The organism is Rummeliibacillus pycnus (assembly GCF_002884495.1).
GTDB lineage: Bacteria > Bacillota > Bacilli > Bacillales_A > Planococcaceae > Rummeliibacillus > Rummeliibacillus pycnus.
Window position 1 is genome coordinate 2,535,758 of the sequence record NZ_KZ614145.1, and the last position, 25,406, is coordinate 2,561,163.

Genomic DNA, 25,406 nt, shown 5'->3' on the forward strand with positions numbered 1-25,406 from the left:
GATCTATATTTATGTTGTTATATTAAGCATACATGATTTAAACTTTTTTCTCATGTCAAATTCGTGAAAGTCAAGCGTTCTAGATACTTCTACTAGGCATTTATGTTAAAATCAATGTGATTGATTCTCAATAAAAAGGAGTGTCCACACTTATGATCGAAGCAGCACAAACACTAGATGGTTGGTATGTACTACATGATTTTCGTTCAATCGATTGGGCTTCATGGAAATTAGTTTCCGAAGAAGAACGTAAAGCCGCAGTTGATGAATTCATCAATTATCTAGAAAAAATTAACGAAGCAGATATAGCGAAAACTGGTAGCCATGCTTTCTACTCGATCCTTGGTCAAAAAGCAGACTTCATGTTAATGACTATGCGCGAAACAATGGAAGAACTACAAGAACTTGAAAACGAATTCAATAAATTAGCAATCGCTGATTTTACGATTCCGACTTATTCATATGTATCTGTAGTTGAATTATCTAACTATCTAGCTGGCAAAAAATCTGGTGATGAACCAGCAGAAGATCCTTATCAAAACCCACATGTTCGTGCACGTTTATACCCCGAACTACCACGTTGGGAACATATTTGCTTCTACCCAATGGACAAACGTCGTCAAAAAGGCGCTAACTGGTACATGATGGAAATGGATGCACGCCGCGAACTAATGCGTTCTCATGGTTTAATTGGCCGTAGCTATGCAGGTAAAGTAAAACAAATCATTTCAGGATCTATCGGTTTTGATGACCATGAATGGGGTGTTACACTATTTGCACATGACGTATTAGAATTCAAAAAACTAATTTATGAAATGCGCTTTGACGAAGTTTCAGCTCGCTACGCTGACTTTGGGGAATTCTTTGTTGGGAACATCATGGATTATGAAAAATTAATAAAATTCTTAGCTATAAAGTAAAACTTCAGGGATTTTCCGAAGTACAGGACGTACGAGTGCCAACGTTGTCACAAGGCGTTGCGTTTTTGTAGGCCATTTCCCTATTGATGGTTAACCGACCAATCAAGCTTTTATTTATGGCAGGCACCCATCTTACTTCTTTCTCTATCTTGAGGAGGAGGTTTTACTACCCGTTAATGCAGGATAAAATAATCAATGAATCAATAGAACAGTCCAGCTCCTAATTTGTTGAGCTGGACTGTTTTAATACGCAAAGCGCTTATCTAATTCCGCAAGCTTTTCAATAATACGTTCTTCTACTAATGAATCATCTTCAATACTTTCATCTGCATAATGAGATAACAAAGGATGTTGACCAATCATGACACTGTGTTGAGCATTTTCAAACATTGTTATATCATTTGCATCATTGCCAAAAGCAATATATTTTCCTTTCTGAACACCTAACTTTTGAAGGGCACTCCATTTATGAATTCCACACGGACTTATATCTAATATTCCCTCATGATGATGAGTATGGATAATAACATCTAATTTCTCTAACTTCTTCCGTAATGCCACCATATTAAACGAAGTCAGAATGGCAATCTTAACTACATTCTCTAGCTTATCTAATGGTCTATTGACCGCAAGCCTTTTTGTATCTAAGTTTTTTAAAATTGGGTGGTCTACTGGTCCTGTGTAAGAATAATCCCATTCACTATCGATTAAATACGAAGCATGGTATTCTTTCATAAGTTGCTTTAGATGCTCCAGTGTCATATGATCAAAACTTGTATTTTGCTCCACATTTCCACTTTTACAAACTACGGCCCCATTACCGCCTATCATTTTATAGCCATGGAATCTTTTATGTAAAATAGGCAACATATCACGAACAGGACGCGCAGAAGCAAAAATCACTTCATGCCCTTTCTCTGTTAATTGTTCTAAACTATATAAAATAGGCTCAGCTACAGGCTTACCTCCAAAACATATCGTACCGTCTAAATCAAATATAAATTGCATATGAACGAACACTTCTTTCTGGTTTTTACTTCATAAACATACAGACCCTATTTGAAGTATACAACTGAATTTCAATTTTCTCTTTTAATCATATAGGAAGGGACGTTTCATTTCTAAATTATTTCCCTACTTCCTACAAATTTATACACATATTAAGGTTCTTATTTTTCATAACTATCATATATAAAGAAGAGGAGGTTATGCAGTACCTGTTGTGAAATCACCCCAAGAGAACTAGGTCTATTTGCTCGTCTCATGCCCCCAGAGGTAACAAGTAAGAGACCAAGATCGTAGTTAGCTTAAGCATGTTATTACTGTACAATGATTTCACCCGGTAATTCGAGGATTATGGTTTTCTGGCCGAAAGGAGATGGCCCAGCTAATTTGTATGGGCAATGGAACAAAGGCCGAAATAGAGTACATTGCTTCTTTACACCATTAGAGGATTGCCCGCATGTATAATAAACTTGAAAGGAAGATGATATGGTTCAATATTATTGGACACCAAACTATCCTACTGGTACAACACCTTATCCTGGTGGCACAACATTTCCAACTGGTACTATACAAACCCCTCCTGCGCAACCTGCAACTCCAGCACAAGCAAGAGAGCAATCATACATTGAGAATATTTTACGTTTAAATCGTGGAAAACCTGGGACTTTCCACTTTTCATTTGAACATGCAGTAGCACCTGGCGGAAATACGATTGCTATAAGAGGCGTTGTGGAAGCCGCAGGACGAGATCATGTTATTTTACGTGAACTCAAAACAAATCATCGCTATCTCTTCCCAATGATTTACTTTGACTATGCTGAATTTGATGAGCAAATGAATTACTTCAATCAAACCCCATAAATGTAAAAATGCCATGTGCGTAACTAAATAACACATGGCATTTTTATATTTCTATTTAAAATTGAAAAAGTTATTTACCAATTTTTAAACCTGCTAAAATAACACATACCCAAGCAACTAAAAATAATACGCCACCAATTGGTGTAATTGCTCCTAATATGTTGATCTGCGTAACAGAAAGCACATAAAGGCTACCTGAGAATAAAATAACACCGATGAACATCATAATTCCGGCTTTTGATAATAATGACTTTGGACCGATTAAACTTTTACTCATTAATATGCCAATGACAATTAATCCAATGGCATGGAACATTTGATATTGAACACCTGTCTCCCAAATCTTAGCATAATGTTCTGTTAATACGTCTTTTAATGCATGCGCACCAAATGCGCCAAATGCAACTGCTAGAAATGCGTATACAGCACCTGCAACAATATTAAATCTCATCGTATTTACATTCCCTTCTAGAAATCAAAAATAGAATCTCCGTTTGCATCCTCTTCTTCAAGCTTGTTTTGCGTTAAAGAGCTAGCCAATGGTGTTGAAGTCTGTTGTGGCACCCCATGGAAAGTATTTGCCTTTCCTTGTGGAATATTAATATTAGGAGAAGGTTGTATTACTTCGTTATGTAATGCTACATCACATAATGCACGAATGGCTGAAAGTTCTTCACGTACTTTAGCCTCACTTTTTACTGATTGTGCTGTTGCTAGATGCTTTGCTAATTCAGCTATAACTATCTCATAAGAAATCATTGTCTAACTCCTTTCTTTCGGCTTAAACTTCAAGCAATTTATACCTGACGAGTTTTTTACAATCACCGAAGGAATAGCTTTGCTTTTAAATTGATAGGCACGACATCCTCTAGGATTATTTGGATCCCATGTTATGAAAAAGTGACTACACTTAAAACAACTCGGTTGCATATTACTTCCCCTCTTCTAACTCAATGCCGTTATAAAGAATCAATATATTTATCCTCTTTTACTACAACTTTACCATGCTTAAAAGAAGACGGGAAGAGCTAAAGCTTAAAGGTTTATCGAACAATTCCATTATTTTGTTAAATCAAAGTCAATCGATTCCTTGCCCCATTCAATAAGTTGGCGGTTAATTTTTGAATAAGGACGACTACCAAAGAAGCCACGATATGCACTAAGGGGACTCGGATGTGGTGCTTTAATAATGGCATGGCGACTTGTATCAATGAGCCTTTCTTTTTGTTGAGCAGGTCTTCCCCACAACACAAAGACTATAGGTTCCTTACGTTCCGATAATTTTTGTATGACTGTATCCGTAAACAGCTCCCAACCATGATCTTTGTGCGAATGTGCTTGATGAGCTCGAACTGTAAGCACTGTGTTTAATAACAGCACACCTTGCTGTGCCCATTTGATCAACGTACCATCATGTGGAATCGGGTATCCTAAATCATCGTGTAATTCCTTAAACATATTTTGTAAGCTTGGTGGATGTGGAACACCTGGCTTTACCGAAAAACTCATCCCATGTGCTTGACCAGGTCCATGATAAGGATCCTGTCCTAGTATGACCACTTTCACTTTATGATAAGGTGTATAGCGAAATGCGCTCCATATATCTTCCATTGGTGGATAGATGGTTTTCGTAAAATATTCCTGTTTCAAAAATTCACGTAACTGTAAATAATAGGACTTATTAAATTCTTCTCCGAGTATATCTTGCCAATCATTATCAAAAATAATCTTCGTCATCACTTACTACTCCTTAAATTTAACTGTTACATCATATCCCACTAAAGCAAACATATCTGCTACTGAATTTTTAGCATTTTTCTCTGCACTTCTGAGTACACCTTGAGTTGTTGCTTCCTTAACCATTTGCCTTTTTGCATCTGATGCTAGACGATATGCTTCTTTCATATCGGGTTTACTACGAAACAGTCCTTCACTTGAGAAAACTTGAATATTATTAAAGTCAATTTCTGGTTCGCCTAAAATTTTAGCTGCTGGTAAAGTAATCGTAGCTGTTTTATGCTTTTCATCAATATCAATATTTTTTTCGGTTACCCCTGAAAAATCCACTCCAGCCTTTACTCCACCTGGTATTACAACCAAAATTTCACGCTTTGTCCCCGGAATATCAATACCGATTTCTTTTCCAAATAGCTCATTATTTTGACGTTCTATGATTACCTTTGTATAAGCTTCTGCAGTTGTTAGCTCATTGAGATTTTGAATTCTTTCAACAAGTGAACCCTTTTGCTCTGCAAAACTATTTCCCTGCAATAGTTTCCAAGTAGCGAAGGGTAAGATTAAAAGCAATGCTATTAAAATAATCGCAATCCATGTATACCAATTTTTCAATAAACCGATTAACAAATTATTTCTAAAACGTATACGAGAAGCTGTTGCAGCTTCCATAATTGTCGCTGCTTGCTGCTCTTCCATATGAAAGTCTTTTAGCACTTTTTCTAGTTCTCTGTTTTTCCTTGTCATAGACTTCCCTCTTTTCTAACGAAACATTATACCTTTCTATTACACTAAGTTATTGTAGCGAGAAAGTAGAACTTTGTCGAAATGTACGGATTCAAAAATTTATTTCTTTTTTGAAGAAATATCATTTACGATAATTACTAAGGGGGAAACTATATGGCAGATTTCCAGTGGAAAGAGAAATTAAAAAAAACGATGGATGCAACGGAAAACGGAAAATATGTTTCAAAAAAGGCTAAATCATTAGGAATTGTCCTCTATTATTTATTTTTTACCATCATCATTATTGTCCTACTTTTCTTTGTGATTGGTTTATTCCAACAAAGACATTACGTAACAGCAAGTCTTATAAGCATCATAGGTATCAGCTGTCTATTTTTTTTATGGAAAATTATTCGTGCAGATTCGCTTGAAGATAAAAACTGACCACCTTAAATATATGTTTTTTGACTATTTTATTCTAGCCAGTTCGATGCATATAATATAAGTTGATCGAAATGTTAAAATATCGCTTATTAATAAAAACTTTAAGGACAAACTATACTAATCATTGTCCGAAAAATTTGATAACTATTTTTTAAAGGAGTCTTTACGATGGCATTAAAAAAAACTTTAACAATCGCTGGTTCTGACGCTTCTGGTGGTGCTGGTTTAGAAGCAGATTTAAAAACTTTCCAAGAGCACGGTACATACGGTATGGCCGCTGTTACTGTTATTGCTACGATGGATCCAGACAGCAACTGGTCTCACGGAGTTTACACATTACCTATTGATACATTAAAAGCACAATTAAAAACCACATTCTCTACAGGTATTGATGCATTAAAAACAGGTATGTTATCAACAGAAGAGGTAATCCAAACTTCTGGTGAAGCCATTAAAGCTTCTGGTGTTAAAAATGTAGTAATTGATCCTGTTATGGTATGTAAAGGTGAAGATGAAGTATTGAACCCAGGAAATGTTGATGCAATGATCACATACTTACTTCCTCTTGCTTTAGTAACTACTCCCAACTTATTTGAAGCTGGTCAATTAGCTGGTATGAAAACACCTAAAAACATTGATGAAATGAAACAAGCCGCAGAAAAAATCCATGCCCTAGGTGCAAAAAACGTTGTTATTAAAGGTGGCCGTTCAATCGATCCAAATAAAGCATTTGATTTATACTACGATGGGAAAAAACACTATTTATTAGAAACACCAAAAATTGATACTACTTATAATCATGGTGCAGGTTGTACGTTCGCAGCTGCTGTTACAGCAAACCTTGCAAATGGACTTGACGTTAAAGAAGCTGTATTGGAGGCAAAAGAATTTGTTGCTGCTGCGATCACACACGGTTGGAAATTGAACCAATTCGTAGGCCCTGTAATGCATGGTGCAAAAGGTGTTTACGGAGCTCCTGAAATTACAGTAACTGAAATTTAATTACCCCAGTAACTTTCAATTGTTTTAAAAATAGAGCTTCCACTCTAGATTAAGGGTGGAAGCTTCTTTGCATTTTATGATTGGACAAAATTCATTTATGCTCTCTTCGAACATTTTTAGTACCATTTTTTATATTGAATCTTTCTTCTTCCCCATGTATAAATTGTACTTAACAATAATCCAGCAGACATTAAAATTCCTGCAACTGCTGTGATCAAACAGATCCATTCGTAGATTGAATACCCAAAAATTTTCGACCAATCAAAACGATCATTCCACTCAATAACAACCAAATTCATACCGAAAATGCCTGATATTACCGAGAACATCGTTAAAATAAATAATAATTGGTTTTGTCTTTGATCGGCAGTTTTTTCTTGATTAACATATAATGCATCAAGCGTTTTTGCTACATCACCAAATAATTCATCGATTCGAAAAATATGCCTTAATCTCTTAGCAGTTTCCCGACTAGATGAACGGCTACTGACCTCTTGAAAATAAAATTTAGATGAAAACATGGTAATTTGTTTCATTAATCTTTCAACATATACCTCATCTGTTTTCCACGACAACTCGCTATATCTGAACGATAACTCCAATAATGTCAATTTATAAAAATAATGTAATAAGACATTATAATAATGTATACCCATAAATCGAATTCTTGCTTTTTCTCTTAAACCCTCATCTGCTTGCCGAAAAGCAATGGTGATCTGAACATGTTCTGTTGTAATATCGCATAATTTTGGCATATACCGATTATTCATCTTTGTTTTTAAATACTCTTCCATATGTTCTGTATTTCCTGCAGAAATCCATGGAATGTGATCTTCCGTATAACCATCTAATTGACTAGCTCTGTACAGTTGTTCGATCGATAAATGATCCTCATCTACCTCAATATAAGTAGCTACAAGCATGCGTTCATCTTCAAAAAAGGGCAAGCTACCATAGTATCCATTGCGGACTTCATCGTGAATAATGTACGGTTGAATTTCTGGGCATAAATAAAGCATGATGAAATCGTTAATGTTATAAAAAGTAAAGGAAGAAACATAAAGTCGAACGCCTCTTTCGTCCAGTGTTTTCGGTTCGAGTGTTCGAAAATGATGCATAAAATCAAGCGTTTCAGATAGAGAGTAGTCCTTTTCTAATTCAACCCTTATTGTGACAAACCCCACTCCAAAAGGACAAAGGACTACATCCACACTTAATATTTGAAAAAAATAATGCCTTTCATGAATAACCAACTCTCCTTTTTTAGGGATTGCTTTTGAAAAGCGATGAAACGCATCTTCTTCTAGACTACTCGGAAAAAGACGTCGTTCTATGTAAGGCAAAAAGTGTTGATTTAACGCAACGTTTGAAATATGGATATCCCCATAATAAGCTGATTGTTGTGTGTCATCTTGTAAATCAAAATATTTAAAGCCATTTGATAATAGTTCTTCAGCCAACATCTTTTCTTTTTTAGAGATAAATAAAAAAGGCATCATAGAAGTCATCCATGCTCTGGATATTTTACTTTCTTCATCAATATTAGGTAAAGTTAACTTCAATTTAATCACCTCCAAATATCAGTATTCCCATCAAAACTTTGTTTATAAACATCGATTGTATGATTGCAGTAATTCTTGCCTCCTTACAATTGATCTGAATAGTTATCAGAATTTTTCTACAATAGATTCCTATTAATCTAAAAATGCTTAGCAATCGCTTTTATAAAAAGAATTCTCTATACTATACAGTAGATTCTATCTTTGGAAGGAGCTTTTAGATGGAAATAGTAGATACACAAAAACTACAAGAACTTCTTAATTCCTTTGCGAATAAGGATGTCTATATACACTTAGAAACGACGAATGGTGCCTACGCAACTCACTTCGATAAACAAGTGTTTAACGCTGGTGCTTTTATACGCAATGTAAAATTAAGTTATGAATTAGGCAAAGTAACGCCAGATCAACCACACCGTGTTGGTTTAAAATTGCATAATGATGGCTGGGTATATGCACAAGGCATTACACACTATGAGTTAGATGGCCAAAATCGCTTATTAATGGCTGGTCATGGCTATGATGGCAAATTGGCTGTCGCATTAGAAATTAGCGAAACACCATTTGCTTATTAAAAGGAGTTGAAAAAGATGCTACAACCTGAACGTCAAATTCTTGTCGTGTTCCCTCATCCCGATGATGAAGCATTTGGAGTATCTGGAACATTGGCACAATACGCACAAGCGGGTACACCGATTACATACGCTTGTCTAACTTTAGGTGAAATGGGTCGTAATCTTGGAAACCCTCCTTTCACAACGCGTGAAGGATTACCTCTTATCCGTAAAGAAGAATTAAAAGCTTCTTGTGAAGCAATCGGTATTAAGGATTTACGTATGATGGGCTTACGTGATAAAACAGTAGAGTTTGAAGATGATGAAAAAATGGTTCAAATGATGACAAACTTAATCGATGAACTAAATCCTTCATTAATCATTACTTTCTATCCAAACTACGCTGTACACCCTGATCATGAAGCAACAGCTAGAGCCGTTGTCCGTGCAGTACGACGCATACCCGAAGCAAACCGACCACGCTTATACGGCGTTGCATTTGCGAATAATACTATAGATGACCTAGGCGAAGCTGATATCATTAATGATATTCGTGATGTAAAAGAAGCCAAATGGAATTCTATGAGTGCACATATTTCGCAAACTGGATGGATGCTACAAGAAGAAACAAAACGAAGAAACGAAGGCGCAACGGATGAAAACAACTGGTTCGCCATTGAACGGATGTATTCTTATCGTTGGCACGAGGATTTTGAAGATAATTTTTAATCAATAGATAAAAGGCTACCCAAACACTGATATATATCAATCGTTTGAGTAGCCTTTTTCTATGCACTTTTTCACTTGCTGCTGTTGATATTTGAGTTAATAAGTTACAACAACCATTACAATCAGATATATCATCTGTTGTTAAAGGCTCTCTCTTCAAAGCAAATATCTTTCGTAAAATTTCCTAGTTGTTTAATACCTTAAACGCTGCATGAACGAAAATAGTAATAACATAGAACGTTATTTCTTTGAAAAATTCCTTTTAAATACAATTAAAAAATATCCCTTTTTTCATCGCTGTTTCTTTTAAATCTTTTTTAGATAGCCATGATTTAAACAAAAATCTAGCATAAACCTTTTCATGCCTACTGACTCAAAATCAATTTCAATCGAATCTGGAGCTAAACTCTTAATTTGTCCTACTCCATATAAATGATGAATTATTTGCATACCTAGATGTAGTTCTGATTCATCTGTAATGGCATTTTCTAAAATTGGTCTATATTTAGGTTGTGTGGTGTTTTTCTTTCCTATCTGTTTCTGATTCTCCTCAGGTGCAATAATCTTTCTTACATTTTGTACGAAGCGAGATTCTTTTACATGGGCGCCATTACGAACACTGTAGGTTAACAATTCTAAATGATGTCGTGCTCGTGTCATTCCAACGTAAAAGAGACGCGTGGCTTCTTCCATTTCTTCGATATTGCCTACTTCATCTTCTTTTATATCTTCGTTATTTGGGAGAATGCCTTCAATCAAATCAATCATATACACTCGGTCATATTCCAGACCTTTTGCACTATGCAATGTGGATAATGTTATAACATCTTGTCCTTTATATTTTTTAGACGTGCGCATAAGTTGTTCAATATCTTTTAAACGATATGCAAATGTCTCGAGTGACGGTAGTTCTTTCGCAATTTGCTCTAGTGTGTTTAAAATATCAAACAGATTTTCTTCATTCATCCGTAGATGTTCTGCTGTATTTTGAAGAGATTTGTCATACCCTAAATCTTGACGAATTGTCTGAATAGCTTCATATGGTTCCTGCATCTGAAGTTTACGGATAGTTTGTTTTACCCGTTTCAACACTTGCTCCTGATAGGGTGCATGGATGATTTCTTGTAAACGATCAAATGTTGATGCTTTACTAACGTGTTTTTGTAAATGTATTATTTGTTTTTTCTTTATATAAGCATTAATCTTCGTATAAACCTTTTCCAAAATATCTACTCGCGAATCATTATATGAAAGGCGCATAATATTCAAGATATCCTCGACAATCCAATGATGAAAAAATTTTAATTCAACATCTTTCATATAAAAAGGAATACCTTCTTTAAATAGCTTATTAACTAAAAGAATAGCTGAGTTATTATTACGGTATAAAATAGCCACCTCACAGGGATTGTCAGCTTTTTGGATTTCCTCTACAACATAATTTAATTGTAAATCATATCTTTTTACATTATGAATTTCAATTTCTCCACTCGACTCATTTTCTGTAAACATTTTTTTTGGATATCGATTTCGATTACGTTTGATAAACTCATTGGCTGTATCCACAATTTCTGGTGTCGAACGATAGTTTTGTGCCATCGTTACCGTTTTAGCATTAGGATAGATCTTTTTAAAGTCTAGCAACTTTCTTACATCTGCTCCCCGCCATTTGAAAATAGATTGATCATCATCAGCTACGACACAAACATTAAATTGAGGAGCGGCTAATAGGTATATAATTTCATGCTGTATAACCGAGTTATCTTGACTCTCATCCGTTAAAATATATTCAAACCGTTGTTGATATTTATTCCGTATATATTCATCTTCACTCAAAGCTTTATAACAATACGTCAACATATCATCAAAATCTAGTAAGACTAATTCAGGGGTTTGAACTTTGTAAGCTTCGTATTGCTTATACATTTCTACCAACCCAGGCATCATGGTTTTCTTTTGCACGAGTTCTTCGTCCGAAATCATTTTATTCTTCACAAAACTACTATAAGAAAGGAGTTCATCCATCTCATCTTCAGAAGGAATTGTATTGCGGTTCTGGATGAAAATATTCCGAAGAATTACCTTTTTATCAATACAACTATTACGATTGCCTTCAATTATTTCGAAGTTTTGGTGATGTATTGAGAAATACTCGCGTACAATTTGAAAGGCAATACTATGTATCGTCGAAAAATGAACACGTTCCTTTATAATTGAAGAAAAAAATTGGTCAAAGCGATTTGCCATATCTACTGCAGAAGCTTTACTAAATGTAATCGCTAAAATTTTATATGCAGGTACCTTTTTCACCAATAATAAATAACCGATTTTCATATTTAAAGTTGTTGTTTTCCCTGACCCCGGGGATGCAAGCAATAATAAGGGGCCCTTTGAATAGCGCACAGCCTTTTGCTGCACTTCATTTAAACTTACGCCCGTCAACTCATGCATCTTATCAAAAAAATTCATACTGCACTGACCTTTCCTATTGTTTCTGTGTTCTTCTATTATAACGGAAACATCACTATGTTATCTTTTGTCTCGAATTTCACATTTATTGAACAAAAATTTAGAATTGACTTAAAATTTTGCAATTTTAGCGCTATAATAGATAAAACTATTATTGATGTTTACAGAAAGTAGGAGGTTTTAATATGACTGTGCAAGAAGAAAAAACTGTACAGGTGGAAAACGTACTAATCGCCTATCAATTTTTAAAAGACGTCGTCGTACACACACCTTTACAAAAGAATGATTATTTATCTGAAAAATATAACTGTAATGTTTATTTAAAACGTGAAGATTTACAACATGTTCGCTCTTTTAAATTACGAGGGGCTTACTTTAAAATCAAAACAATTGAAGAGGAAGCCCGTAAAAAAGGCGTTGTATGTGCTAGTGCAGGGAATCATGCTCAAGGTGTGGCTTATGCTTGTGCTCATTTAGGCATTCATGGACATATCTTCATGCCTACCACAACACCAAAACAAAAAATCGATCAAGTTCGGATGTTTGGTCGTGAATTCGTCGAAATTATTTTAGCTGGAGATACTTTCGATGATTCCGCGAAAAGTGCAATGGAATTCTCAGATGCGGATGGTCATATTTTTATCCACCCATTCGATGATGTAGATATTATTGCCGGACAAGGAACGGTCGCTGTTGAAATTATGAACGATATTGAAGTACCAGTTGACTATGTTTTTGCTAGTATCGGTGGCGGTGGTTTAATCTCAGGAATCGCTACATATGTGAAAAACCTTTCACCACAATCGTCTATTATCGGTGTTGAACCTGCTGGTGCTGCTAGTATGAAAGAAGCACTTGCTCAAGATCATCCCGTTGAATTACCTCATATTGATAAATTTGTTGATGGAGCTGCTGTTCAATGTGTTGGACAGAGAACATTTGAACTTTGCAAAAAATATGTAGATGATATCGTTGTAGTTCCAGAGGGAAAAGACTGTACGACCATTTTAGATTTATATAATAAGCATGCCATAATTGCTGAGCCTGCTGGTGCACTATCTGTTGCGGCACTTGATTATTATAAAGATCAAATCAAAGGAAAGTCTGTAGTCTGTGTCATCAGTGGCGGGAACAACGATATCAGCCGTATGCAGGAGATTAAAGAAAAGTCACTTATTCATGAAGGGCTTCTTTACTATTTCCTTGTGAGTTTCCCACAACGTGCTGGTGCACTTCGCCAATTCTTAACTCAGGTATTGGGACCAGAAGATGACATTACTACATTTGAATATACAAAGAAAAACAATAAAGAAAGCGGTCCTGCATTAGTTGGCATTGAATTAAAAAACCCTCAAGATTATGAGGGATTACTCGATCGCATGAAACATAATGGTTTCTCATTCAAAGAAGTAAATAATGATAGTACGTTATTTGCATTGTTAGTATAAAAAACATTAAAATCTTCCATCGTAAATATAATGTAAAAGCCTCCAAAGAAGCCATGATCTTTGGAGGCTTTGTTGTTTTATATAAAATAGATATTATTAGGCTGTAGCATTACCCTTTTTACGCTTCTCGAATTCATGAAGAAGCTGTTCATGCATCACTTTTGATTGTTGTACACTCAGCCAAAAAATATCGAAAGAGTATCCTGAAACCGTTGATTTCCATTTATCAAGACGTTGTTTGATGTCTTGTCCATATTCTACTGAGGTAGAAATGACGGTTGCTTTCCCAATGCCAGGATAATTCATGCGATAGATATCCTCAATTTCATACCAATATATTTTATGATTACTAAAATCGACATATATACCTTCTGCATCCCAACCTATTCCTCGCTTCTTCATGCGGGCGATTAAATAATAAAAACCTACAAACGAGAATGAAAAGTAGACGATCATACCCACTACGAGCATGACCAATTGGCGCCATGTCCAGCTATCTAAACTAGGGTTGCTAGCAATTTGTGCAACTACACCAACAATTGTTAAAAAACCTAAAACCAATAATAAAAATATACTCCATATATTCGGCAAAAATTTGTTCATATGAATGCTCCTTATTTTGCATATAGGTTTGTTTTATCGGTGATATTTGAAAAAAAGTCCACATTTCACAAAATGATTATTTTAACTTCATAAAAATAAGTATTATGAGATTGATCATCCTATTTATATGGTTTATTTTCAATTCTATTATAACGGATATTTCTTCGTAGAGCCGTCATTGTTTAAGAAGTTTAAAAAATTTATATCTTTTTAGCTTCTTTGAGTGTTTTGATTAGTATAACAGCTATTTTTAACTTTTAAAATATATAATCCTTATTGTTTCTTTTTTTGTTATTAATAGATTTAACTATGTATACTCTCCAATTTTCTTAAACTATATAGAAAAACCTGCACAACCATTTTATGCAGGTTTTCTTTCCATATTAAACACTGAGTAATGTACGATCTGACACCATTTTTTCTCCACGAATACGTTGGAATTGGGTCATTAAATCGTCTATTTGTAGGTCTTTTTTTGCTGAAGGTTCTACCTCTAAAATAATTTGCCCTTTATCCATCATGATGAGGCGGTTACCTAAATCGATTGCTTGCTGCATATTATGCGTCACCATCAATGTGGTCAGCTTATCTTTTTCAACTAATTGTTTTGTTAGATTTGTAATTAATTCTGCTCGTGATGGATCGAGTGCAGCAGTATGTTCATCTAGCAAGAGAATATTAGGCTTCGTGAATGTAGCCATCAAAAGTGACAATGCTTGTCGTTCACCACCAGATAATAGACCGACTTTTGCATTTAAGCGATTTTCCAAATTAAGATTTAACGTTTCTAGAGATTCTTTAAAAAATTCACGCCGTTTTTTATCTACCCCAATACGTAGCGTTCTTTTTTTGTTCCGTGAATAAGCAATAGCTAGATTTTCTTCAATCGTCATCGTCGGTGCTGTACCTGCCATTGGATCTTGGAAGACACGTCCAATATAGCGTGAACGTTTGTATTCCGGTAATCGCGTTACATCTTTATTATCAATTATAATTTTACCAAGGTCAGGCATTAGGGCACCCGAAATCATATTCATCATCGTAGATTTACCAGCACCATTACTTCCGATAACTGTTATAAAATCGCCCGCTTTTAACTCTAAATTAATATGGTCTAACGCAATTTTCTCATCAGGCGTTGCTTCGTTGAAGATTTTATTGATTCCTTCTAGTTTAAGCAATCGTCTTCCCCTCCTGTTTCACTACTCCAGCACGTTCTGCTCGACGTTTCGCTATACAGGATTTTTCTTTTTGCTTCGCTCTTAATGTTGGGACTACTAACGCAATTACTACAATTATCGCTGTAATTAATTTCATATCGCCTGTATCTAAAAAATCGACTTGCAATGCTAGTGCCAAAACAATTCGATAAATAATCGCACCAAAAATAACAGCTAAGGTAGTGCGTACAATCGTTTTTGTACCAAAAATAGCTTCACCAATAATAACTGAAGCCAAACCAATGACAATCATCCCTATTCCCATACCAACATCAGCGAATTTACCATATTGAGCAATCAATGCACCTGATAAAGCAACCAATCCATTTGATAAACCTAATCCCAAAATGATTAATGTATCCGTATTTGCAGAAAAACTACGAATCATTTTGTCATTATCACCTGTTGCTCGAATAGCTAAACCAACCTCTGTTTTTAAGAACCAGTCAAAGATAAGCTTGATGGCAAATGTCAAAATGAACATAATAAAAATTGTTCCCCAAGTATTTGGAACATGTTCTATTCCCATACTAGATAACATACCATTTAAAGTTTTATCGATTCCAAGCTTTTCCCAAAATCCAAAGAATAATGTAAATAGTGAATCAGAATTTGCGAGTGGAATATTCGGACGTCCAACAGCTGTATCTATTGTCGTCCCCATAATTCGCAAGTTAATGGAGTATAAAGCAATCATCATGAGAATCCCTGATAAAAGTGAATTGATTTTTGCTTTTGTGTGTAGAAGACCTGTAATTGAACCAGCAACAAAGCCAGCTAATGTTGCACATATCGTGGAAATAATTGGGTTGTATCCGAGTGTAATCATCGTTGCTGCTGTTGCGGCGCCTGTCACAAAGCTACCGTCTACTGTTAAATCAGGAAAATCTAACACTCGGAATGTTAAATACACTCCGAGTGCCATTATTGCATAGATGATCCCTTGCTCCACTGAGCCAAAAATTGCTGTAAACATATAGAATCATCTCCTATCTATTTGACTACTTCTGCTTTCCAATCATCTTTGATGTCTACGCCGATTTTATCTGCTGTTGTTTTATTTATCTCCAGTTTTAGCTTTGCTGGATATGCAACAGGAATATCTGCTGGCTTTTTACCGTCTTTTAAGATTTCAACTGCTTTTTGCCCTGCTTCATAACCGATATCATAATAGCTAAAGCCATATGCTCCAAGACCACCGCGTTTTACAGAGTCTAACTCCCCTACCATTACAGGGATTTTCTTTTCATTTGCTACATCTAGTACAGATTCAAGAGCTGAAACGACTGTATTATCTGTGATGATATATAGTGCGTCGACTTTACCAACTAATGACTCCGTTGCTTGTTTTACTTCTGCAGAAGTTGATGCTGATGCTTCAACAATTGTAATACCTACTTTTTTGGCTTCTTTCTTCACATTGTCTACTTGAACACGTGAGTTTTGTTCGCCTGAATTAAATACCATTCCTACTTTTTTAGCACCTAATTGTGTTGATAAGAATTTTACTGTATTTGGAATTGCATCTGGGTGCGTATCGACAGTACCTGTAACGTTACCACCTGGTTTTTCCATTGATTTTACAAGTTCTGCGCCAACTGCATCTGTTACAGAAGTAAATACAATAGGAATATCTGAAGTTGCTGTTGCAGCTGCTTGAGCACTTGGTGTTGAGTTAGCAAAAATTAAATCTACTCCACTACCAGCTAAGTTATTAGCTGCTGTTGTATTGACACTTTGATCGCCTTGGGCAATTTCTGTTTGATAGTCAACTTTTAATCCAGCATCTTTGAGCGCTGCTTTAAAGCCCTTTGTCGCCTCATTTAATGATGGATGTTCAACGATTTGTGTTATTCCGACTTTATAAGTTTTTCCATCTGCTGCTGCATTCTTATCCTTTGATTTTTCATCTTTACTACCGCATGCAGCGAGTGCTAATACAATAATGACTGATAATAAAAGTAATACATACTTTCTCATTCTTTTCATGAAAATATCCCCCCAATTTCTTGCTACCTTTTCCTTTTATCTACCTTTGAAGCAACTAATTATTGTTATATTACAGAAGGCTTTTATAATCGTCAATAATATTATGAATCTTTTGATTATTTTAGCAGACTGAACTTCAACGCTTCAATGCAATAAATCGTTTATCTATAAGGTTTTTGAGTACCTTCTCCTAAATGTGTCTATTTTATGAATTTTTTAATTTCAATTTATTTAGAGATACCTGCAATATTTGGTCGGTTTCGCTTCCTTTTCCTGCAGAATGATGATTGAACCTCACTGACTTCAGCACGAAGAAAATGTTGGATGCATTTTTGCGAAATCATCGCGTTTCACTCTAGTACGATTCACTTAAAAATGAAAACAACTTAAAATCAAATAATACTTAGTGTCTTTAAAAAAGGCCTATTTGACATTTTGGCTTTATTTATTTAAAATGTTTCTTTGTTTCTAAATTAAATCGTGGTTCGCAACCATCCCACGTAAAAAAACTAGGGGGAACGAAATAATGAAGACAAAATTTTTAACTGTCAGTGCAATCATTGCTGCTCTTTACATTGCAGTTTCAATACTTATTGCACCTTTTGGCTTTACTAATGTGCAATTTCGTATATCAGAAATGTTCAATCACCTTGTTGTTTTCAACAAAAAATATATGATTGGCATCGTAATTGGTGTATTCATCACGAATCTGTTTTTCTCACCATATGGTACCTATGATTTAGTATTTGGTGTAGGGCAATCAATTCTTGCACTCGGACTTACTATTTTCTCTGCTCGCTTTATGAAAGGCCAGGTAGCACATATGATTTTTAATACGGTCGTATTTACTTTTACAATGTTCATCATAGCAATAGAAATACATCTTCTTGCTAAGCTGCCAATTCTATTAACGTGGCTTTATTGTGCTGCAGGCGAATGTGCAGTTATGGCTGTAGGTATTCCTGTAATGACGGCATTAAATAAGCGCATCAATTTCAAGAAATTAATTGAAGATTAATGTTTCTATAAAATTTAAAAAGATCATTGTTATGTTAACAATTAACTTAACAATGATCTTTTCTTTATTGAGCATAAAAGAATAGCATTATTGAATGATAATTATTGCTATTCAAAAAGTCCAAACTCGGTCCTTTAGAAATAAAATACAGTCACATACCTCCGTAACCCTGCGGAGCATGATGACTGTTTTATTTAAAAAATTATAACTTTTGTTCTTTCAAATCTTCACGAAGTTTTGCTTTCAGGAATTTACCTACAGATGTTTTTGGAATTTCACTTAAAAATACAACATCATCTGGTACCCACCATTTTGCAAATTGACCTTCTAAATAGGAAAGTAATGCTTCTTTTGTGGTTTTTCTTCCTTCTTTTAAAACAACACATGCAAGTGGTCTTTCTTGCCATTTTTCATCTGGCATGGCGATCACCGCAGCTTCAAATACATCTTGATGGGTCATTAGTGCATTTTCTAAATCGACAGAAGATATCCATTCTCCACCACTTTTAATCAAATCTTTTACTCGATCCGTTATTTTAATATAGCCTTCAGGTGTCATAACGGCAATATCTCCTGTATATAGCCATCCGTCTTTAAAAGCTTCTGCTGTTCTTTCATCATGATAATATTCATCTGCAATCCATGGACCTCTAATCTTTAACTCTCCCATTGTTTTACCATCCCATGGGACTTCCCCATGATCATTTATAATCCGTGTTTCGACTAAGGATACTGTTAACCCTTGTGTTGCACGGATATCCAATTTTTTCTCTTTTGACCATTGCTCCATTTCAGAAGTATAAGTGGATAAACTAACAATTGGTGTTGTTTCCGTCATACCATAACCAACGATAAATGGAACTTTATATTTTTCTTCAAAAGCTTGAATTAAACCTTTCGGTGATGCGGAACCACCACATACAATAGCACGCAATGACGAAATGTCTCTCGGTTTTTGTTCTAATTCTTTTAACGTACCTAGCCAAATGGTTGGTACACCTGCTGTTAGTGTTACTTTTTCTTGTTCAATTAAATCCAGTAATAATGCGGGTGTAAACATTGGTCCAGGTAACACTTGTGTTGTCCCGAAGTTAACTGCTGCAAAGGGCATTCCCCATGCATTGACATGGAACATCGGTACAACTGGCATTGCCACATCGTTTTCACGAAGTCCAAGTGAATCTGCTAAACCAAGTGCTATACTATGAAGCACTAAACTACGATGAGTATAAACCACTCCTTTTGGGAAACCTGTTGTTGCACTTGTATAACACATCCCGGCTGGCAAATTCTCATCTAAATCTTCAGGAAACTCGTAACCCTCTCCGGCTTCTGCTAGTAATTGTTCATAAGAATGTACATGATCTAAATTGGTTTCAGGTAGTTCCAATCCATCCTGCATGACAACAATATGTTTAACAGATTTCAACAATGGAATCGCTTTCTCTACTAAAGGAAATAAATCTCCATCTATCAATAAAATTTCATCTTCTGCATGATTAATAATATAAATAATATGCTCAGGTGATAGACGAATATTAATCATATGCAACACTGCACCTGCACAAGGAACTGCAAAATAAGCTTCTAAATGTCGATGGTGATTCCATGCAAAGGAACCTACTTTTGTTCCTCGCTTCATCCCTAATTTCGTTAATGCTGCCGCTAACTTTCTAGTACGTTGCCCAAACTCTTTATAAGTTATACGATGAATTGTATCTTCAGCTGTTCTTGAAATAATTAATTTCTTTGGAAAATAACGTTCTGCTCTCTTGACGAAGTCTGTTAATACTAATGGCGTTTGCATCATACTACTTAACCAACTCCCTTTGTTTGTATAGGTACTATTTGAAGCATAGAAGTTCATACTAGATGGTGAAACTCACAAAATAGATAGTTCTTTTGCTCACCTAAATGGATTACTAGTTCATCCAAAAGTGCTATAAAAAAGTTCTATTAACTTAATTATTATTTATGATTTTCTGTTCAAAAATATGAATCATTACTATAATAAAGCATCACTTTTTTCCTAAAAGAAACGTTTAATCTTTTTATTTTTGGGAATAACATAATTAGAATCCATTTAGGAGGAGATTAAAATGATTAACAACATTTCTGTGGAAAATGCACTGCAAGCAAAAAGTCAGGTAGAGAAGTTAGAAGCACAAGGATACAATCGTGATGATATCTATATTTTCGCTCATTTTCATGAACGAGAAGAAGATATTACAGATGCCCTTGATACTGGAGAAGTTGGTATGAAAGATCAAGGTTTTTTCAAATCGATGAAAAATTATATGGTCTCCCGTGGCGATGAGCTTCGTAGTCAAATGGAAGCTGTTGGCTTGAGTAAAGAAGAAGCTGCAACTGCAGAAAAGGAATTAGACAAAGGAAAGCTTATTATTATTGCTAAAGGGTTACAGTAATAAACGCTAGTCTTCCTTTTTATCGAAAATAAAAGAGCACGTTTGTGAGCTTTATTACTAAGCTTACAACGTGCTCTTTTCACTATTTTATGCTGAATGACTAATTTTTTTTTGTAATTTGTCTAGCATGTCGATTGTCATTTTATCTAAATCATATTGAGCCTTAAAGCCCCATTCTTCTTTTGCAGCACTTGCATCAAGTAAATCTGGCCAGCTTTCTGCGATGGCTTGGCGAACTGGATCTACATCATAATCCATTTTGAAGTTTGGCATTTGTTTTCGAATAGATGCTGCAATTTCTTCCGGTTCAAAGCTCATTGCTGTTAAGTTAAATGCATTACGATGAATTAATTGTTCTGGATTTGCTTCCATTAAGTCAACGATTGCTTGTAAGGCATCTGGCATATACATCATATCCATATAAGTACCTTTTGCAATATAAGATGTATATTTTCCTTCTTGGACAGCCTTGTAATAAATATCTACTGCATAGTCTGTCGTACCACCACCTGGAGGCGTTACATTTGAGATAAGTCCTGGGAAACGAACCCCACGTGTATCTAAACCAAAACGTGTATGGTAGTAATCACATAATAATTCACCAGCTACTTTGTTTACACCATACATAGTTGTAGGTCGTTGTAATGTGTCTTGTGGTGTATTGTATTTAGGCGTTGATGGACCAAATGCACCGATAGAACTTGGTGTAAAGAATTGCAATCCTAGTTCACGAGAAACTTCTAATGCATTGACAAGACCGCCCATATTTAAATTCCATGCAACTAATGGTTTTGCTTCAGCAGTTGCTGATAACAATGCCGCCATATGCATCATTGTATCTGCACCAAAGTCTTTCGCAATATCATGCATACGCTGTGCATCCATAACATCCAGTACTTCAAAAGGTCCAGCTTGTGTTGAAACTTTTCTAATATCTGTTGCTAATACATTATCTGTGCCATATTCATCGCGTAGTTTCGCTACTAACTCTGAACCGATTTGACCGCACGCACCAGTAATCATAATTTTCTTCATTTTATTTCCTCCTCTAGTAAGCTACATATGTGTTTTTGGAGTATACATTTTTTATATAAATACAAATGTGTTTTTGGAGAATACACTTAAAAGCTTATTTTTAAAGCTTTATCAATGTTTTACGTTAATAGAATTATATAATGTATCCTTTAAAAACACAATACATGTTTTTCTTCAATGTACACACATACAAAAAGACTTATCTGAAAATTTTGTTTATAATGGTTAAAAAGGAGTGAAATTCATGCAGTTATGGAAATTAACGTTCATATATTTATTTGCAATTATTGCTTGCACTTTTTTATTGTTGATGGATGTTCCTAAATGGCAAACTTTCATCTTACTTTTTCTTTACGTTTTTTTATTCACCATGTATCCTCACTTCAACGCGTTACTATGGACAAAGAATCTAAAAAAGGTCGAACGCTTCCTTGAGGCAAATAGACACAAAGCACTTTATGCCTATCCATATGCTATCGCAAATCAAACCATAGCCGAACAAAAAGCGGCTCTACACAAAATTATCACCACTTACAAACAGCCATATGTAAAACATAACTATGCATCTATACTTGCTATTCTTGAGAATAATTATGATCAAGCTCTATCGGAAGCAAAGCAAATTAAAAAAGAACCTTTCAAAAGTTACATGGTCGCTCACAGCGAGGCATACTTAGGGAATTTTGAAAAGGCAGAGGCTCTACTGACAAATTTACCCGAAAAATGGATGTCATCTTCCATCAAAAGTTTGATTTCCTTTAAGAAGCAAGATGAGGAAAATTTTAAACTCCACTCCACTAATGCTATTAAACAAGCACGAGGTATCCAAAAATATTTACTTACACACAGTCTTCAGGAGATGGAGGAAAAGTTTAGGTAGGAATATGTTAGCTTTTTATGCATAAAAAGGACCACCCCTTTAAGAGGTGGTCCTTTACATTTGCACAAAATTTAGATTGCTAATTCTTTTTAGAATCAATATTCACTTGTCTTATTTCTATTTCTTTTTCATCCATTCAGGTTTACCAAACCCTTTGAAATCTGTGTCAATTACTTTTTCAAATTCAGCAGATTTAACGACATCAATAATGTCTTTAGACAATTGAGAGTTTTCATCTGCTTCACGTACTGCTACAACGTTACGGAATTGATCCGGCATGTTTTCAAGGAATACAGCGTCTTGCAATTTCATACCTGCTGCTAATGCGAAGTTCCCAGGTACTCCAACTAAATCAGCACTTTCAACAGCACGTGGTAGACCTGCTGCTTCAATTTCTTGGAATTTTAAGTGTTTAGGATTTTCTTTAATATCTTTTGTTGAAGCTTTTAATTGATCGATTTTGTCGTTAATTTTAATAAGCCCTTGATCTTGTAAAGATTTTAATGTACGTGCTTCATTTGATGGATCGTTCGCAACGGCTATTGTTGCACCGTTTTTAATGTCATCTACAGTTTTATATTTTTTTGAGAAGAACCCCATTGGTGCAGTTGGTACGATAATTAGTGGTTTTAATTTTGTACCGTTTTCTTTATTAAAATTATTTAGATACACTGAATGTTGGAATAAGTTTGCATCGATATCACCTGAATCTAACGCTTTGTTTGGTTGAATGTAATCACTAAATTCTACTACTTCAACTTTGTAGCCTTTTTTCTCAAGTCCAGGAACAATTGCCTTTTTCAACATATCACTGTAAGGACCTGCTGTTGCACCGATTTTAATGTCTTTTGTTTCTGTAGCCTTACTTGTGTCTTTTTTCGCTTTATCGCCACCACCACATGCAGCCAAAGCTGTTGCTAATATTAAAGTTAATAAACCGAGTAAAATTTTCTTCATTTGAAAGCCTCCAAAAATTATTTATTTTTTATAGTTCAATACATTGTGATAAAAGTCCATCCTTGATCTTGTTGCTTTAACGTTTATCTACTGTTTTTGCTATTGCATCGCCCGCAAGTTGAATGACTTGGACAATAACAATTAAAATAACAACTGTTGCAATCATGATTGTGTTGTCGTAACGGTAGTAACCGAAGCGGATTGCTAAGTCACCGATACCACCGCCACCTATAATTCCAGCCATTGCTGAGTATGCAACTAAACTAATAATCGTCATGGTAATCCCTTGAATGACGCCTGATTTTGCTTCAGGAAGTAATACATCTTTAATAATCATCCAACGTGTAGCACCAGCAGCTATTGACGCTTCGATAACGCCTTTATCGATTTCACGAAGAGATGTTTCAACAAGTCTTGCGAAAAATGGAATCGCTGCAACAGATAGAGAAACGCTTGCTGCGATTGGACCAATCGTATCGCCAACAATTATTCTTGTGAGTGGGAATAGTGCTACTAAAAGGATGATGTACGGAATCGAGCGAATGAGGTTGACGATAAAGCCAACAACTATATTAACGAATCGATTACCTAGTAACCCTGACTTGCTTGTAGAGAATAATCCTTTACTTGTAATGAATAATAATAAACCAAGCGGCAAACCAATAATTAGTGCAATCGCTAAAGAAATCCCCACCATTTGAAGGGTTTGACCGAATGCTTTCCAAATATCTGGTAACATATCAGCAAAATGACTTGGGTCAAATAACATCGTCTAACACCTCCACTGTTACTCCACGACTTTCCATATAGGTAATGGATCGATTAACATCTTCTACTTGCCCATTCAGCTCCATGAGGAAAATACCGAGTGGTCTTTCTTGAATGTATTCAATTGTACCGTGAAGAAAGTTTCCTTGTACCTCAAATTGCTGAAGCATATCTGAAATAACACCTTCCCCTGCTACATCACCTTTGAATAAAATCTTTACAACTTGCCCTTTTACGTTTTGCATGATTGCCTGTGGAATATCAAATGATACAACACTACTAATAAATTCTTGTGTTAATGGTTTTTCTGGATTTGCGAAGATGTCATAAACAGAACCCTCTTCAATTACCTTACCGCCTTGCATAATCGCCATACGATCGCAAATTTCTTTTACAACATCCATTTCGTGCGTTATCAGAATAATCGTAATGCCAAGCTCTCGATTAATTTTCTTCAATAATCGTAGAATAGAGGTTGTTGTTGTTGGATCAAGTGCTGATGTGGCTTCATCGCAAAGCAATACAGAAGGGTTATTTGCTAAAGCTCTTGCAATACCTACACGTTGCTTTTGTCCTCCACTTAATTGTGCTGGATACACATCTTTTTTGTCTTCTAAGCCCACCATTTTGAGTAATTCCTCGACTCGTTTATTTCGCTCTTCCTTCGGCATTTTTGCCGCTTTTAATGCAAATTCAATATTTTCACCAACTGTTTTTTGGCTGATTAAATAAAAATGTTGGAAGATCATACCAATTTTCAAACGCGCTTGACGAAGCTTTTCACCTTTTAACTTTGTTAAATCTTGTCCATCAATTAAAATTCGACCATCTGTTGGTTGTTCCAATAAATTAATACAGCGTAATAGGGAGCTTTTCCCTGCTCCAGAATAACCAACGATACCAAATATCTCTCCATCCTTAATTGTCAATGAGACATGATCTACACCGGTTACCATTTTCTTTTTTGCTTTGTAAACCTTTGATACATTTTGTATTTCCAGCATATACATCCCTCTAATCCGCTTAAATTCGCATAATTTCTATAAACAAACTATGTAT

26 protein-coding genes and 1 riboswitch are annotated in these 25,406 nt (G+C 35.3%); of the genes, 10 read left to right on the forward strand and 16 right to left on the reverse strand.

Going from position 1 to position 25,406, the window contains the following annotated elements:
• Nucleotides 1-152 precede the first annotated feature (152 nt).
• Nucleotides 153-920 (forward strand): hydrogen peroxide-dependent heme synthase, encoded by a 768-nt coding sequence (gene hemQ, locus CEF14_RS12385; protein ID WP_102693147.1) that lies wholly within the window; start codon nucleotides 153-155, stop codon nucleotides 918-920.
• A gap of 243 nt (nucleotides 921-1,163) precedes the next feature.
• On the opposite strand, the gene CEF14_RS12390 is transcribed toward hemQ, so the two are convergent.
• Nucleotides 1,164-1,928, reverse strand: a complete 765-nt coding sequence (locus tag CEF14_RS12390) for an HAD-IIB family hydrolase (protein WP_102693148.1) — start codon at nucleotides 1,926-1,928, stop codon at nucleotides 1,164-1,166.
• A gap of 483 nt (nucleotides 1,929-2,411) precedes the next feature.
• On the opposite strand from CEF14_RS12390, the gene gerQ reads away from it, so the two are divergent.
• A complete protein-coding gene (gene gerQ, locus CEF14_RS12395; protein WP_102693149.1) occupies nucleotides 2,412-2,786 on the forward strand; it encodes a spore coat protein GerQ in 375 nt (124 codons plus the stop codon).
• 70 nt (nucleotides 2,787-2,856) lie between these two features.
• On the opposite strand, the gene CEF14_RS12400 is transcribed toward gerQ, so the two are convergent.
• The 4 genes from CEF14_RS12400 to CEF14_RS12420 form a co-directional block, all read right to left on the reverse strand.
• A complete protein-coding gene (locus tag CEF14_RS12400) occupies nucleotides 2,857-3,237 on the reverse strand; it encodes a DUF423 domain-containing protein (RefSeq protein WP_102693150.1) in 381 nt (126 codons plus the stop codon).
• A 17-nt stretch (nucleotides 3,238-3,254) separates the two neighbouring features.
• Nucleotides 3,255-3,545 carry a YwdI family protein gene (locus CEF14_RS12405; protein WP_102693151.1) on the reverse strand — a complete coding sequence of 97 codons (291 nt, stop codon included), beginning with the start codon at nucleotides 3,543-3,545 and terminating at the stop codon, nucleotides 3,255-3,257.
• A gap of 300 nt (nucleotides 3,546-3,845) precedes the next feature.
• Nucleotides 3,846-4,523, reverse strand: a complete 678-nt coding sequence (locus CEF14_RS12415; protein ID WP_102693153.1) for a uracil-DNA glycosylase — start codon at nucleotides 4,521-4,523, stop codon at nucleotides 3,846-3,848.
• A gap of 6 nt (nucleotides 4,524-4,529) precedes the next feature.
• The gene (locus tag CEF14_RS12420) at nucleotides 4,530-5,267 is read right to left on the reverse strand and encodes a DUF4230 domain-containing protein (RefSeq protein WP_102693154.1); all 738 of its coding nucleotides are present in this window, start codon (nucleotides 5,265-5,267) and stop codon (nucleotides 4,530-4,532) included.
• Between the two features lie 153 nt (nucleotides 5,268-5,420).
• Between CEF14_RS12420 and CEF14_RS12425 the strand changes: the two genes are divergently transcribed.
• Entirely contained in the window at nucleotides 5,421-5,690 is a 270-nt protein-coding gene (locus CEF14_RS12425) for a hypothetical protein (RefSeq protein ID WP_102693155.1), read from the forward strand.
• Between the two features lie 168 nt (nucleotides 5,691-5,858).
• Entirely contained in the window at nucleotides 5,859-6,692 is an 834-nt protein-coding gene (gene thiD, locus CEF14_RS12430; RefSeq protein ID WP_102693156.1) for a bifunctional hydroxymethylpyrimidine kinase/phosphomethylpyrimidine kinase, read from the forward strand.
• 116 nt (nucleotides 6,693-6,808) lie between these two features.
• Here the strand turns inward: thiD and CEF14_RS12435 are convergent, their stop codons facing one another.
• A complete protein-coding gene (locus tag CEF14_RS12435) occupies nucleotides 6,809-8,254 on the reverse strand; it encodes a magnesium transporter CorA family protein (RefSeq protein WP_102693157.1) in 1,446 nt (481 codons plus the stop codon).
• Between the two features lie 218 nt (nucleotides 8,255-8,472).
• On the opposite strand from CEF14_RS12435, the gene CEF14_RS12440 reads away from it, so the two are divergent.
• Together CEF14_RS12440 and bshB2 are read left to right on the forward strand one after the other, a co-directional pair.
• Nucleotides 8,473-8,826 (forward strand): YojF family protein, encoded by a 354-nt coding sequence (locus tag CEF14_RS12440; RefSeq protein ID WP_102693158.1) that lies wholly within the window; start codon nucleotides 8,473-8,475, stop codon nucleotides 8,824-8,826.
• Between the two features lie 15 nt (nucleotides 8,827-8,841).
• Entirely contained in the window at nucleotides 8,842-9,534 is a 693-nt protein-coding gene (gene bshB2, locus CEF14_RS12445) for a bacillithiol biosynthesis deacetylase BshB2 (protein ID WP_102693159.1), read from the forward strand.
• A gap of 306 nt (nucleotides 9,535-9,840) precedes the next feature.
• On the opposite strand, the gene CEF14_RS12450 is transcribed toward bshB2, so the two are convergent.
• Nucleotides 9,841-12,003: an ATP-dependent helicase gene (locus CEF14_RS12450; protein ID WP_102693160.1), complete on the reverse strand. Its 2,163-nt coding sequence runs from the start codon at nucleotides 12,001-12,003 to the stop codon at nucleotides 9,841-9,843.
• Nucleotides 12,004-12,188: 185 nt separating this feature from the next.
• On the opposite strand from CEF14_RS12450, the gene ilvA reads away from it, so the two are divergent.
• Complete coding sequence (gene ilvA / locus CEF14_RS12455) at nucleotides 12,189-13,451, forward strand: threonine ammonia-lyase IlvA (RefSeq protein ID WP_102693161.1); 1,263 nt, start codon at nucleotides 12,189-12,191, stop codon at nucleotides 13,449-13,451.
• A 96-nt stretch (nucleotides 13,452-13,547) separates the two neighbouring features.
• Here ilvA and CEF14_RS12460 read toward each other — a convergent pair whose 3' ends face one another.
• The 4 genes from CEF14_RS12460 to CEF14_RS12475 form a co-directional block, all read right to left on the reverse strand.
• Nucleotides 13,548-14,054, reverse strand: a complete 507-nt coding sequence (locus tag CEF14_RS12460) for a hypothetical protein (RefSeq protein ID WP_102693162.1) — start codon at nucleotides 14,052-14,054, stop codon at nucleotides 13,548-13,550.
• A 383-nt stretch (nucleotides 14,055-14,437) separates the two neighbouring features.
• Entirely contained in the window at nucleotides 14,438-15,235 is a 798-nt protein-coding gene (locus tag CEF14_RS12465) for an ABC transporter ATP-binding protein (RefSeq protein ID WP_102693163.1), read from the reverse strand.
• On the reverse strand, nucleotides 15,228-16,250 hold the full coding sequence (locus CEF14_RS12470; protein ID WP_102693164.1) for an ABC transporter permease: 1,023 nt from the start codon (nucleotides 16,248-16,250) through the stop codon (nucleotides 15,228-15,230). The genes CEF14_RS12465 and CEF14_RS12470 overlap by 8 nt, the downstream gene beginning before the upstream one ends.
• A gap of 17 nt (nucleotides 16,251-16,267) precedes the next feature.
• Entirely contained in the window at nucleotides 16,268-17,263 is a 996-nt protein-coding gene (locus CEF14_RS12475; RefSeq protein WP_102693165.1) for an ABC transporter substrate-binding protein, read from the reverse strand.
• A gap of 474 nt (nucleotides 17,264-17,737) precedes the next feature.
• Nucleotides 17,738-17,782: riboswitch (PreQ1 riboswitch) on the forward strand.
• Between the two features lie 7 nt (nucleotides 17,783-17,789).
• On the opposite strand from CEF14_RS12475, the gene CEF14_RS12480 reads away from it, so the two are divergent.
• Nucleotides 17,790-18,281, forward strand: coding sequence for a QueT transporter family protein (locus CEF14_RS12480; RefSeq protein WP_102693166.1), 492 nt, complete (start codon nucleotides 17,790-17,792; stop codon nucleotides 18,279-18,281).
• Between the two features lie 202 nt (nucleotides 18,282-18,483).
• Here the strand turns inward: CEF14_RS12480 and CEF14_RS12485 are convergent, their stop codons facing one another.
• Complete coding sequence (locus CEF14_RS12485) at nucleotides 18,484-20,091, reverse strand: long-chain fatty acid--CoA ligase (RefSeq protein WP_102693167.1); 1,608 nt, start codon at nucleotides 20,089-20,091, stop codon at nucleotides 18,484-18,486.
• Between the two features lie 289 nt (nucleotides 20,092-20,380).
• Between CEF14_RS12485 and CEF14_RS12490 the strand changes: the two genes are divergently transcribed.
• Entirely contained in the window at nucleotides 20,381-20,707 is a 327-nt protein-coding gene (locus tag CEF14_RS12490; protein WP_102693168.1) for a YflT domain-containing protein, read from the forward strand.
• 87 nt (nucleotides 20,708-20,794) lie between these two features.
• Here CEF14_RS12490 and CEF14_RS12495 read toward each other — a convergent pair whose 3' ends face one another.
• Nucleotides 20,795-21,742, reverse strand: coding sequence for an L-threonine 3-dehydrogenase (locus tag CEF14_RS12495; RefSeq protein WP_102693169.1), 948 nt, complete (start codon nucleotides 21,740-21,742; stop codon nucleotides 20,795-20,797).
• Between the two features lie 244 nt (nucleotides 21,743-21,986).
• On the opposite strand from CEF14_RS12495, the gene CEF14_RS12500 reads away from it, so the two are divergent.
• On the forward strand, nucleotides 21,987-22,622 hold the full coding sequence (locus CEF14_RS12500) for a hypothetical protein (RefSeq protein WP_102693170.1): 636 nt from the start codon (nucleotides 21,987-21,989) through the stop codon (nucleotides 22,620-22,622).
• 117 nt (nucleotides 22,623-22,739) lie between these two features.
• Here the strand turns inward: CEF14_RS12500 and CEF14_RS12505 are convergent, their stop codons facing one another.
• The 3 genes from CEF14_RS12505 to CEF14_RS12515 all read right to left on the reverse strand — a co-directional run bounded on the left by CEF14_RS12505 (nucleotide 22,740) and on the right by CEF14_RS12515 (nucleotide 25,351).
• Entirely contained in the window at nucleotides 22,740-23,579 is an 840-nt protein-coding gene (locus CEF14_RS12505; RefSeq protein ID WP_102693171.1) for a MetQ/NlpA family ABC transporter substrate-binding protein, read from the reverse strand.
• Nucleotides 23,580-23,655: 76 nt separating this feature from the next.
• Nucleotides 23,656-24,348 carry a methionine ABC transporter permease gene (locus CEF14_RS12510; RefSeq protein ID WP_102693172.1) on the reverse strand — a complete coding sequence of 231 codons (693 nt, stop codon included), beginning with the start codon at nucleotides 24,346-24,348 and terminating at the stop codon, nucleotides 23,656-23,658.
• The gene (locus tag CEF14_RS12515; protein WP_102693173.1) at nucleotides 24,338-25,351 is read right to left on the reverse strand and encodes a methionine ABC transporter ATP-binding protein; all 1,014 of its coding nucleotides are present in this window, start codon (nucleotides 25,349-25,351) and stop codon (nucleotides 24,338-24,340) included. Before CEF14_RS12515 ends, CEF14_RS12510 begins: the two co-directional genes overlap by 11 nt.
• Between the last annotated feature and the right edge of the window lie 55 nt (nucleotides 25,352-25,406).